Below are 12,587 nucleotides of genomic sequence, written 5' to 3' on the forward strand. Positions count from 1 at the left end.
TTATTACTTAATGAATATACCAATTGCAATGTTGCATCACATCAGTGATGCCCCACATTCCAGTTTAAAGCCCTGGAATATCGTTCATCAACAGTTTATTGATTTGTTGGATTGCATTTTAGAAAAGGGCTTAACTACAGTAACTTTTGCGGATTTAGAAAAAGGCGAAAACGCTAAGAAAAAGGTCATCATTACCTTTGATGATTGTCCGGCATCATTATTTGATTTTGCGATTCCCGAACTGATTAAAAGAAATATGAAAGCGGTTTTTTATATTCCAACTTCTCATATTGGTGGCTATAATGTATGGGATACCGAAGAGTTAAACTTAGTTGAAGTAAAATTAATGACTGCTGCCCAATTAACCGAGCTAAAAAAGATGGGGATGGAAATTGGCAGTCATGGAGAGGAGCATCAAAGATTAAATACTTTAGATGCGGAAGATGCTTTTAAAGAAATTATACGTTCTAAAAACATTTTAGAAGAGTTATTAAATGAGCCTGTTTATTCTTTTGCACATCCATATGCAGAAATTCCTAAAGGATATAAGCAAATGCTTAGGAGAGCGGGCTATATTGCGGCGGTTTCAATTTACCAATCTATACAAAATCAATATGCCTTACGCCGGTTTGGCATTCACGAATCTGATAACAAAAAGTCTATCTCTTTTAAGCTAACGCCATTGTATTTGCGTATGAGGCAGCTTTACGATCCTTTTCTTCAAGTTCAGAAGGCAGTAAAAAAACAGATTAACCATTTAAGGTTTAAGCAAGGCAACCTTCCATTCTTGTTCTTTTTCGTTTACAACATCGCGGGTTTCTAAAAACTGATAATTCTTTTTCAGTTTCTCCCAAATCACATCATTTCCAAGGTAATTGCACATTGAAATGATAATCAATCCTTCCTTGTTCAAATAATTTTGCACGCACTCTTTAATCTTGCTTAAAGGCCGATTAAAGTAATAAAGGCTTTCATTAAAGATAATAACATCAAACTTTTCATTTAAAACTTCATTTTCAAAATCCAGATTTTTAAATTTAATATTCTCGTATCTTCTGGAAGCTTTTTTAATGGCATTTTCAGAAATATCTATCCCCTGGTAAATAAACTTATCAGGGTTTGCTTTTTTTAAATAGCCATATAAAACGCCCTGTCCGCAGCCTACATCCAACACGGCTTTACCCCTTGCATAATTATTGTAAAACTGAACAATAACTTCATAATGTTTGGCTTCGCTTTCCGATGCCAGTACATCCCAATCTCCATTTGCAAATTGTTTTTCCCAGGTACTTTTTGCCACCCTGTTGCCAAAACCATACTTCCATAAAAGGTTTTTATGCAGCAAGCGTCTGATTTTATTCTCTAACCTATCGTATATCATCATAATCTAAAAGTAAAGGTGGCTATATAATATTGTTATCCTTAAATAATTTCCGTAAATTGATATAACCAAAATATAGAAATTATGAACATGCTCAAAAAAATCCAAAACTGGGGGGATCATCATCACCCTAAATGGCTCGACTTTTTTAGAATGGCTTTAGGAGTTGTATTGGTTTGGAAAGGGATAGCTTTTGCCTTGAATTTAGATGCTTTTAACGGGCTAATGCGAGGTGCCATGCTCGGTACAGCAATTTCTATTAGTCTTTTAGCACATTTAATTATTGTATTACACATTATTGGCGGCTTAGCAATTGCTTTGGGTACACAAACCAGGCTTTTTAGCTTGCTTAATTTGCCAATATTAATTGGTGCCGTATTTTTTGTCAACTTATCAGAAAATATTTTCAGACCTTATTCTGAATTTTGGTTTTCTGTGGCGGTACTAATCGGTCTTGCTTGTTTCTTAATTGAAGGTAATGGAATATTATCAATTGAAAATCAAAGAAAATTAAGCGCTTAATTCTATTAATATTAACTTTTACATTTTAATATACAATGCCGGATGCTTCCCATCCGGCATTTTTTTTGCCATTACTTTTTTAGATAATTGTAAAAATGATTGTATTAAACTAGCTGTTCGTGATGTTCCTCAAGGCATCTCGAACTAACGATAAAAAGGGTTCTCTGAACCCGTAAATAATTAAAGGCTTAAATAGATTTCTGAATTCAGAAATCCAGCTTTATTAATAGTACGAGATGTGCTGAAAAAGCAAACATCTCGAACAGCTGACATCCTACAGAATATTTCGGAATGATTACGTAATATAAATAAAGGGTGCAAGACAAATAAAAAACCATTATCCCTATATTTACTACATGATAAGATTATTTAATGAAATGCCTACTGAAATTTTGCAGGATGTAAAGGTTGGCGATATGGTTACCGATACTTTTAGCAAAACTGGTTTGGTAGAAAACATTGAGATTAGTGATGATGGTTTGTATCGCATTTATGAGTTTACACTTGTTACTGGTAGAAGCATAGTTGTTAAAAAATAATTTCAGCCTTGCTTATCATCACCTAACCTACTATTATGCAGTTATTTATTGTCCTTTTTGGGATTCTCCTCCTCTTTGTACTGATTTTAAAGAAACTAAACCCGATGATTGCGCTCTTAGCCGTAGCCATTGTAACTGGTTTACTATTGGGTATGCCTGCAACTAAGGTTATGGTTTCTATTAGCAATGGCATTGGCAGCACATTGGGCAGTATGGTTATGGTGCTTGCTTTGGGGGCTATGATGGGGAAATTGATTGAAGATAGCGGCTCGGCAAAAAAGATTGTATTTATTTTAATGCGTGCCTTTGGACAAAAAAATATTCAGTGGGCAGTTTTGTTAACAGGCATCTTGGTTGGTATTCCGCTTTTTTATAATGCTGGTTTTGTGGTTTTAATTCCGCTAGTATTTGCCATTGCATCAGCAACAGGTTTATCAAAACTTTATATCGGTATACCAATGGCAGCAGCATTATCGGTAACTCATGGTTTTTTACCACCACACCCTGGGCCCGTTGCCTTGGCAGGAATATTCCACGCAGATATTGGTAAAACATTAATTTACGGGTTAATTTTGAGTATCCCTATTGCAATTATTGCAGGCGTATATTTTCCGAGATTAATTGTAAAAAGAACTGTTACTACAAATAATTACAGTATCGATCAGGAACATAATCTGCCTTCGGGGTTTAAAAGTTTTATTATGGCATTGCTTCCTGTATTTTTAATTATTGCGGGCACAATAGGCAACGGAATTAAGATTGATTACTTTATAAAACCTCTTTTTACTTTTCTTGCAGATCCAACTTCGGCCTTATTAATTTCCGTTTTACTTACCTTATTTATTCAAGGAAGAAGCGTAGCTAAAGCAATGGAATCTTGTACAGAAGGCGTTAAAAGTATTGCAATGATTGTATTAATTATTGCTGCAGGTGGTGCTTTTAAACAAATATTGGTGGATAGCGGCGTTGGCGAAACGGTTAAGGTACTTACTGCTGATTTAAATCTTTCGCCACTTTTATTGGCATGGCTTATTACGGCATCTTTAAGGGTAACATTAGGATCGGCAACTGTGGCTGCATTAACCGCATCAGGGATGGTATTACCCCTTATTGGGCCAACGGCATCACCAGAGTTAATGGTGTTATCCGTTGGTGCTGGTAGCCTAATGTTTTCTCATGTTAATGATACGGGTTTCTGGATGTTTAAAGAATATTTTAACTTGAGTTTAAAACAAACTTTTGCCACATGGACCATCATGGAAAGTATTGTTTCTATTTTAGGATTATTAGGTGTATTATTATTAAATCAGTTTAACTTTTTGTAATTATCTGCACTATTTTATGTAAACGGTTTTAATATTTACAAATTCGTGGATACCAAACATGCCTAATTCTCGTCCATAACCAGATTGGTTAATGCCACCAAAAGGCAATGCAGGATCGGATTTTACACCTTCATTTACAAAACAAGAACCTGCTGCCAGTTTGTTTTTGGCAATATCTTCGGCTAAAGTTGCATTTTTTGTAAATACGGCAGCACCCAGGCCAAAGGGAGTATCGTTTGCAATAAATATGGCTTCGTCAATATCTTTAGCTGAAATAATTGCCGCAACAGGACCAAAAATTTCTTCATCATAAGCCAATATTCCTTTTTTTACTCCCGTTAAAATTGTTGGTGGATAAAAAGCGTGCTCGCCATGCATATCAGGGATTTCTCCTCCTAAAATACATTTAGCACCTAGTTTAATACATTTTAAAACTTGTTCATGCAACTCGTCGCGAAGTTCAACTCTAGACATTGGTCCTAAATCTGTATCCTCCTTCAAAGGATCTCCCATTTTTTTTGAAGCCATATGTACTTTAAATAGCCTCGTAAATTCCTCTTCAACTTCTTTAACAACAATAAATCTTTTGGCTGCAATACAACTTTGTCCGTTATTAATTAAACGAGCTTCGGCACACACTTTGGCGGCTAATATTAAATCCGCATCGCCAAGTATAATGTAAGGATCGCTGCCGCCTAATTCTAATACCGTTTTCTTTAAAAACTCACCTGCATGTTTGGCAACTTTTTTACCTGCATCGGTACTTCCAGTAAGGGTTACAGCTTTAATAAGAGGGTGTTCTATTACTTTATCAATGGCTTTGCTTCCTGTAATTAAAACATCAAATATATGCTGCTCAAAACCAGCCTCAACCATTACATCCTTAATTGCAACTGCACACCCCATAACGCCCGATGCATGTTTAAGTATGCCACCATTACCAGCCATTAAAGCTGGCGCCAAAAACCGAAAAACCTGCCAAAAGGGGAAATTCCATGGCATAATAGCCAGTACCACACCAATGGGTTGAAAGCTTACATAACTGTTTGTAGCAGCTGTATTAATGGATTGATCGGCCAAAAATTTTTCGCCATTTTCTGCATAGTACTTACAAACTGCAGCACATTTTAATACCTCTGCAACTCCAGCTTTAAGGGGTTTACCCATTTCAAGTGCCATTAACCTGGCAAGTTTATCTTTTCTTTTACTTAATATTTCAGCAACTTTTAATAATTGCTTTGCACGGTATTGGTGTGATGTATCTTTATATTTAAGCCAGCCTTGATGTACCTTTTCAATTTTCGCAACAATTTGTTGGTCTGTATCTGCGGTATAAGCTTTTACTTTAGCTCCGTTTAAAGGATTGATCGATTCTATGGTCATAACTATTATGCTTAAAGATTAAATATTGGCGTTAAAAAGATGAGAGTAGCGCTATGGCTTCAATAAATCTTTCAGGACAACCCAAACATTTTCTGCCAAAATTTTATCTCCTTCTGCTGTCGGATGGATGCCATCTGCCTGGTTAAGTTTAGGAATACCGCCAACTTTATCTAATAAGAAGGGAATTAATGCCATATTGTTTTTCTTGGCGAGATCAGGAAATATGTTTTTAAACTCAGAAGTATATTTGGCACCCATACTCGGTGGCATTTGCATACCTGCAATAACCAATTTAGCATTTGGGTATTTTGCTTTAACACGATCTATAATATCCTGCAAATTTTTAATGGTTTGATTAACAGGCAACCCTCTTAAACCATCGTTTGAGCCTAACTCTAACACAAAAATATCAACTGGTTGCTTCAATAACCAATCTATTCTACCTTTACCTCCAGCAGATGTTTCGCCACTTAAACCTCCATTTATTACTTTATAAGGAAGCTTTAACGAATCTATTCTGTTTTGAATTAAAGCTGGATAAGCTTCAGAAGGATCAAGACCATAGCCTGCCGTAAGGCTTGTACCAAAAAAGAGGATATTTTTCGTTTTCACATCAGACTTTGCCCCTGATCGGTCAGCCGAATCTAAAGTTTTATCATTATTGGTTTTATTCTGCTGATTTCCGCAAGAAGCGAAGAAAACAGTCAAAACAATTAATCCCATCAGGCGTTTTCGTAACATATACAAGTATTTCTATCTAATAATAAATTAGTAATTTAACAGGGAACATCCATATTATGTTTGTCGCCCAATCATCATTTAAAATTAAAACCTCATCCATTGGAAAGTATCCTAAATATTCGAAATGTAAGTAAAATTTATCAAAGTGCAGGACGGGAATTAACCGTTCTGGATCAAATTAACTTTTCAATTACAGCAGGCTCTACGGTAGCCATTACAGGACCATCGGGTAGTGGAAAAACCACTTTACTGGGTTTATGCGCAGGTTTAGATCAATCTAGTAGCGGTAGTGTAGAGCTTAATCAAATTGCTTTGGAGAGATTAAATGAGGATGCACGTGCAGCTGTTCGGAATAAATACGTTGGTTTTATCTTTCAAAATTTCCAGCTCCTTCCTACGCTAACGGCTTTAGAAAACGTGATGGTTCCACTTGAATTACGTGGTGCAAAAAATATTAAAGCACAGGCGCTTGAGCTTTTGGATAAAGTTGGTTTGGTTGATCGTTCTCATCATTATCCGGTACAATTATCTGGTGGAGAGCAGCAACGAGTTTCTTTAGCGAGAGCTTTTTCTAACCAACCGGCTATTCTTTTTGCAGATGAACCAACGGGAAATCTTGATGCCGAAACAAGCGAAAAAATCATTAAGCTTTTATTCGATTTAAACAAAGATGCAGGTACAACTTTGGTTATTGTTACCCACGATTTGGAACTTGCTGCCCGTACCGGTCGAATTATTAAAATAAAAGGGGGCTTAATTCAGTCAGACGAAAGCCAGAGCCATGCCTAATTCATCCGTACAAACGCAAAAAATAAGCATTTCATGGCTATTTAAAATGGCTTGGAGAGATAGTAGAAGAAACCGATCAAGGTTATTTCTTTTTATATCTTCTATTGTTTTAGGGATTGCTGCTCTTGTTGCGGTTTATTCTTTTAAAGATAATTTACAAAGGGATATAGATAAGCAAGCTAAAGAGTTAACTGGTGCTGATTTGATTATAGAAAGTCGTAAAGAAATCAGTAAAAACACCCAAAGCATGCTGGATACGCTCGGAGATGAGCGATCTCAGGAAAAAAACTTTGGTTCAATGATTTACTTTTTAAAAGGTAATGGTAGCAGATTGGTTCAAATTAAAGCTTTAAAGGGTAAATATCCATATTATGGAACCATAGAAACGAACCCTATTAGTGCTGCACAAAACTTTCAAAAAGGTAGAAATGCGCTTGTAGACCAAACCTTAATGCTTCAGTTTAAAGCTAAAGTTGGTGATTCAGTAAAAATTGGAGAACTTAATTTCCTCATTTCTGGAGTTTTAAATAAAGCTCCCGGTCAAACCGGAATTGCAGCTAGTATAGCGCCAACCGTTTATATTCCGCTTCAATATTTGGATAAAACTAAGTTAATTCAATTAGGAAGCAGGGTAATTAATCGCTTTTATTATCGATACAATAACCCTTCAAATGTTGATGCTTTTGTTAAAAAAATGCAGCCAAGGTTTGATAAGGAAGGCCTCGACGCTGAAACAGTAGAATCAAGAAAGGCACAAACAGGGCGATCGTTTAAAGATGTAAATCGGTTCCTTGCTTTATCAGGGTTTATTGCTTTATTATTAGGTTGTATTGGTGTAGGAAGTGCTATTCATGTTTATATTCAAGAAAAACTGAGCGCAATAGCTACATTAAGGTGCTTGGGCTTAAAGGCAAGAGATGCTTTTTTTATCTACCTAATTCAAATTTCCATCATAGGGTTTATAGCTGCTTTTTTAGGGGCTGTATTGGGTACAGTAATTCAGTTTTTGTTCCCACTGGTTATGAAGGATTTTATACCTGTGGAAGTGAGCATGCAGATTTCAGGGTTGGCTATTGGACAAGGAATTTTACTAGGGTTAATTATTTCAATTCTTTTTGCCTTGCCTTCACTCCTATCTGTTAGAAAAATTTCACCTTTAAATGCCATTCGTGTTTCTTTTGAAAAGGTAGCAGGCAAAAGAGATTTACTCCTTTGGTTTGTTTATTTCCTGATGGTTTTATTTGTTTTTGGCTTTACTTACCTCCAAATGAAGGGTTGGCTACAAACATTTATGTTTACCATTGGTATTTCAGTAGCATTTTTGTTATTGGTTTTATTTTCAAAAGTATTGATGTTTCTGGTCAAAAAACTCTTACCAGATTCTTTAAGTTATTTATGGCGACAGGGTTTTGCTAATTTATATCGTCCAAATAACCAAACTTTAATGCTTACGGTTTCCATTGGTTTATCTACAGCATTTATTTGTACGTTATACTTTGTACAGGTTATTTTGATAAATAGGGTTACATTTTCTTCCGGAAAAAATCAGCCGAATATGGTTTTATTTGATATTCAGAGTACTCAAAAAGAACCTCTAAATAAATTAACTGCTTCTTACCATCTTCCGTTAATGAACCAGGTTCCAGTAATTACAATGCGGATTGAGGAAATTAATGGTAAGAAAGCTAGTGCTGATAGCAGCAATCGCTCGGCGTTTAAGAATGAGATTAGAACAACTTATCAGGATACTTTAACAGCAGCAGAAAAAATAACCGCTGGTAGCTGGATTGGAAAAGCAGAAACAGGCAAAACCATTTATATTTCCTTGGATCAGATTTTTGCTGATAGAATCCATGTGAAATTGAAGGATACCATCTTATTTAATGTGCAGGGCATGATGATTCCTACCGTTGTAGGGAGTTTGAGGGAAGTAAACTGGAGTAGATTGCAAACCAATTTTCGTGTTGTGTTTCCTACAGGTGTGCTTGAGGATGCGCCGCAATTTTATGTACTTATGACTAGAATCCCATCAGCAGAGGTTTCAGCACAGTTTCAAGCTGCTGTTGTTCAGGATTTTCCCAATGTTTCTGTTATTGATCTCGATCTTATTTTAAAATTGCTTGATGAATTGCTTGGTAAAATTGGTTTCGTAATTAGGTTTATGGCGGGCTTTAGTATGGCTACAGGGTGGATTGTTTTAATTTCGGCTGTATTAACCAGTAAAAACCAACGTACTAAAGAAAGTATTTTACTGAGAACAATGGGTGCAAGCAGGAAGCAAATTTTAACCATTACCGCAATAGAATATTTCTTTTTAGGCTTTTTTGCATCAGCCGCAGGCTTAATTTTAGCATTGGGCAGCAGCTGGGTTTTGGCTAAGTTTCTTTTTGATGTAGTTTTTATTCCACCTTTTATTCCAACATTAATTCTTTTTGGATCAGTTATTTTATTGGTATTAATTACTGGTGTTTTAAGTAGTAGGAATGTATTGAACCAACCGCCACTTAAAATTTTAAGAAACGAAGGGAATTAAGTTATAGTTAGAATGTTTATTGTATTATTTGTATTGAGATATTTTTTGCACTTTTACAGCAAAATGAGAAGAAAATCTTCCAATATGAATAATTTGTAAAGAGTTTAAAATTACTGCATCTAAAATAATATGCGTACCGATGTAATGGAGATGTGGTAGCTAATAATTAATTAAATCCTTAATTTGATCGGAAAGTTAAGAAAGATAAGTAGTAGATAAAAAATGTATAAGAATCTTTATTATGTTTTTTGTGGCTTGTTAGTTCTTGGGTTATATTTTTGGACGCTAATAAGTTCAGTATTTTCAGATAATAAAAGCTCAAACATACTTCGTGAAAATTTGTCAGGATACTGGGTTCTAGTATCTCATAACCCATATGCCAAAACTGCTTTTATTGGCGCCGATGGAAGTGTTATCTCTTTCAGTAAATACTTTATATCTACTAAAACCAACTTTTTACCTAAGCAATACAGCTTGAGATATATTTCTTACGAAATGGACGGAAAGACATTTAAAGATCAAGCTGTAATTATTTTATCAAAAGGTGATAAGTACAATGATTGGATGCGTGATGGATACGCTGTAACAAAAATTAGTGCTGACAGTTTAAAATTGGTTCCAACTTATATGATTCAGGGAAGCTTAAATCCCAAAGAATATACTTTTAAAAGAGTTAGAAAGGAATAATCTCATATTAGCATAAATATTTTGTTCTAAAAAATATTCTTTCAGAGAGTTTATAAAAATGAAGCTAAATAAAAAAATACTGCTGCTTTTACTTTTTATAGATTTTCAAAATATTCGTTTCGGGTATCGATTCGTCAATTACAGTAAAACAAAAAACAAGGAAGAGTTATTCTTATTGGTATTTTCTGTTTTACTGTAATTAATATAATAATTTGATAATTTTTAGTTCTTAACTCTGTTTTTTTCTTCGTTAGCGCCTGATGATTCGTGTTTATTTGGTGTAGAAAAAGCCTTTCCAAAACGATAGCTATAGCTGAGTACAACCGTTCTTGAATCTCCTCTATTAGTCCAGTTGGCTTCTGTGTTTGCTAAATTATTAATAACGCCTACAAATACCCGATCTCTAAAAATATCATTTGCTGAAAGCTTTAAAGTACTTTTAGGTGAGAGTTTTTTCTGCACTGCTGCTCCAAACTCATGTACGGCAGCAACTAAAAACTGTACGTTTGAAAGTTTACTTTGATAACTAAAGTTGGCTTCAGCATTCCATGTAGGGCTAATTTTTATCTGTAAGTTTGGTGCCGTTCTAAAATAAGTACCGTTGGTAGATAAGAAGCCGGTATAAAAATCTGTTTTCGATATAATATTACCCAACTCCAGGTATGCATTTAATTTAAGCCATTTGGAAAGATCTATTTCACCATTTACCGATATGTTTTTTACGGTTGTTTTACCCACATTGGCTGGTCTGCTGTAATAAGTTCCGTTTACAATTTCAATGGTTTCATTTACCTCATCTCGCACCCAACTGTAGCCTAATGTGGTGGTAATTTTATTTTTAAATGTGTGCGAGAGCTCTAAACTTTGCGTAAAAGCAGGTTTTAAGAAGGGATTACCAACATAGTAGGTAAATTTATCCAGTGGAGAAAAAAATGGATTTAAATCTTGATAATAAGGACGATCAATTCTTCTGCCATAATTTAAACCAAGTTGATTGTTGCCCGCGGTATCCAATTTATAAGAAAAATAAAAAGTAGGGAATAAACTATTGTATGTTCTTCTAAAGCTCGAATCGGGTTTTACGATATTACCTAGCTGATGCCCGTTAGAAATGGTATTTTCGTACCTCAACCCTACTTGCAGAGAGAATCTTTTCCCTTCTTTACTAAAATTTAAATAGGCGGCATTAATATTTTCCTTGTAAATAAAGTGATTACTTTTTTCGTAATCGGCGCTTGTTTTGTTATTAGCCGTTATAGAATAATCAGCAATATTATCTGTTTGTGTGTAGGCAGTTTTTACGCCTGCATCCAACTTCCAGTTGTTTTTTAAAGGGTGAGAATAATCAGCTTTTGCAGTGTAAATATCAATGTTTGAAGGTAAGCTACCTGATAAAATATCTTGAGATTTTAAAGCCATATTGGGCAGGTAACTGTAATTATAATACGTTTGATCTGTTTGATTCCGGTAAAGAAGGTAATCTGCATCGATGGTTAATTCTCTACCAGCTTTATCAAATTTGTGGCGGTAATTTAAGTTTACGCCAGCATTTTGATATAAAATATTATCAATATTTTCTGCTTTAATAATAGAGTCCAGCTGCAAACTAGCGTTAGATAAATTACTTGTATTGTTATTTACTTGTTTGGATTTTCGGTTCATTCCCGTAAAAACTACACCCCAGGTTGTTTTATCTGATGCGTAGTAATCTAATCCTGTTTTAAGGTTTAAAGTATTTCCGTGTCTTCTGAAATAAGAATTTTGGTTGAAGTAATAATCTGGGCTGCCATCTGGCTTTTTATATTTACGGTTTAAATCTAAATCGGTAAAACTATTATTTAGGTTGTAGCTTAAATTTCCAAACACATTAATTTTATCTTTTCTATAGTTAAAATTAAAACTGTTGTTTGATCTGGTTAGCTCCCCTTGGTTTAACCCAATATTAATACCTCCATTGAAACCTGCAATCTTAGTTTTTTTAGTTTTAATATTGATAATCCCTGCATTGCCTGCTGCATCATATTTTGCAGGTGGGTTAGTCATTAATTCAATTTGATCTAGCGATGATGAAGGCAAGGATTTCAAATAGTTTTCGAGATCATTGCCTGATAAATAGGTTGGTTTATCATCAATAAATATGGTTACACCGTTTTTTCCTTTTAAGGTAATATTGCCATTTTGATCAACATTTACGCCCGGCGATTTACTTAAAACATCAAGCGCTGTGCTACCAGCATTGGATATTAAGGCATCTACATTTACAACCGTTCTATCTATCTTACGTTCTACAAAAGCCTTTTGTGCCGTTACATTTACTTCTTTAAGATTGGTAGATGTGGCAATTATTTTAATATCTGGTAGGTTAATATCAGCATGGTTTGCATCAACAACAAGTATTGCGCTGGTGTAGATTGGTGCACCCATAACCGAAATTTTAATTTGATACTTGCCATAAGCAAGCTTAGTAAAGCTAAAAAGACCATCAGTTTCTGTAAATGTTGTTTTAAGTAAAACTGAATCCTTTAATAACGCTACGGTTGCAAATTCTATATTTTTCTGCTCTCCATCTTTTACGTGTCCGTAAATTTTGGCTTCGGGTTGTTGAGCATGTACAAAAGTTGAGGCAATACAAAGCCATGCGACTAAAAAAGCCGTTAATTTAAATTTCATAATATGGTTTTATTTCA

The 12,587-nt window shown here is 34.8% G+C and carries 11 protein-coding genes; 7 read left to right on the forward strand and 4 right to left on the reverse strand.

Annotated elements, in window-relative coordinates; all coding sequences use genetic code 11:
- Positions 1-10: 10 nt before the first annotated feature.
- Positions 11-823 (forward strand): polysaccharide deacetylase family protein, encoded by an 813-nt coding sequence (locus tag EHC72_RS02635; RefSeq protein WP_131535935.1) that lies wholly within the window; start codon positions 11-13, stop codon positions 821-823.
- On the opposite strand, the gene EHC72_RS02640 is transcribed toward EHC72_RS02635, so the two are convergent.
- Complete coding sequence (locus EHC72_RS02640) at positions 758-1,384, reverse strand: class I SAM-dependent methyltransferase (protein ID WP_131535936.1); 627 nt, start codon at positions 1,382-1,384, stop codon at positions 758-760. The genes EHC72_RS02635 and EHC72_RS02640 overlap by 66 nt on opposite strands.
- A gap of 81 nt (positions 1,385-1,465) precedes the next feature.
- Between EHC72_RS02640 and EHC72_RS02645 the strand changes: the two genes are divergently transcribed.
- The 3 genes from EHC72_RS02645 (at position 1,466) to EHC72_RS02655 (ending at position 3,767) form a co-directional block, all read left to right on the forward strand.
- A complete protein-coding gene (locus EHC72_RS02645) occupies positions 1,466-1,903 on the forward strand; it encodes a DoxX family protein (RefSeq protein ID WP_131535937.1) in 438 nt (145 codons plus the stop codon).
- Between the two features lie 356 nt (positions 1,904-2,259).
- A complete protein-coding gene (locus tag EHC72_RS02650) occupies positions 2,260-2,442 on the forward strand; it encodes a hypothetical protein (RefSeq protein ID WP_131535938.1) in 183 nt (60 codons plus the stop codon).
- 35 nt (positions 2,443-2,477) lie between these two features.
- Positions 2,478-3,767: a GntT/GntP/DsdX family permease gene (locus EHC72_RS02655; RefSeq protein WP_131535939.1), complete on the forward strand. Its 1,290-nt coding sequence runs from the start codon at positions 2,478-2,480 to the stop codon at positions 3,765-3,767.
- A 9-nt stretch (positions 3,768-3,776) separates the two neighbouring features.
- On the opposite strand, the gene EHC72_RS02660 is transcribed toward EHC72_RS02655, so the two are convergent.
- The gene (locus tag EHC72_RS02660; RefSeq protein ID WP_131535940.1) at positions 3,777-5,150 is read right to left on the reverse strand and encodes an NAD-dependent succinate-semialdehyde dehydrogenase; all 1,374 of its coding nucleotides are present in this window, start codon (positions 5,148-5,150) and stop codon (positions 3,777-3,779) included.
- A gap of 51 nt (positions 5,151-5,201) precedes the next feature.
- Positions 5,202-5,891, reverse strand: coding sequence for an arylesterase (locus EHC72_RS02665; RefSeq protein ID WP_131535941.1), 690 nt, complete (start codon positions 5,889-5,891; stop codon positions 5,202-5,204).
- 99 nt (positions 5,892-5,990) lie between these two features.
- Between EHC72_RS02665 and EHC72_RS02670 the strand changes: the two genes are divergently transcribed.
- The 3 genes from EHC72_RS02670 (at position 5,991) to EHC72_RS02680 (ending at position 9,900) form a co-directional block, all read left to right on the forward strand.
- Positions 5,991-6,680 (forward strand): ABC transporter ATP-binding protein, encoded by a 690-nt coding sequence (locus EHC72_RS02670; RefSeq protein ID WP_131535942.1) that lies wholly within the window; start codon positions 5,991-5,993, stop codon positions 6,678-6,680.
- Positions 6,673-9,213: an ABC transporter permease gene (locus EHC72_RS02675; RefSeq protein ID WP_211660265.1), complete on the forward strand. Its 2,541-nt coding sequence runs from the start codon at positions 6,673-6,675 to the stop codon at positions 9,211-9,213. The genes EHC72_RS02670 and EHC72_RS02675 overlap by 8 nt, the downstream gene beginning before the upstream one ends.
- A 339-nt stretch (positions 9,214-9,552) precedes the next feature.
- Positions 9,553-9,900, forward strand: coding sequence for a hypothetical protein (locus tag EHC72_RS02680; RefSeq protein ID WP_131535943.1), 348 nt, complete (start codon positions 9,553-9,555; stop codon positions 9,898-9,900).
- A gap of 222 nt (positions 9,901-10,122) precedes the next feature.
- On the opposite strand, the gene EHC72_RS02685 is transcribed toward EHC72_RS02680, so the two are convergent.
- Entirely contained in the window at positions 10,123-12,570 is a 2,448-nt protein-coding gene (locus tag EHC72_RS02685; RefSeq protein WP_131535944.1) for a TonB-dependent receptor, read from the reverse strand.
- Positions 12,571-12,587 lie beyond the last annotated feature (17 nt).

The sequence above is a fragment of the Pedobacter nototheniae genome (assembly GCF_004335085.1).
Taxonomy (GTDB): Bacteria; Bacteroidota; Bacteroidia; order Sphingobacteriales; family Sphingobacteriaceae; genus Pedobacter; species Pedobacter nototheniae.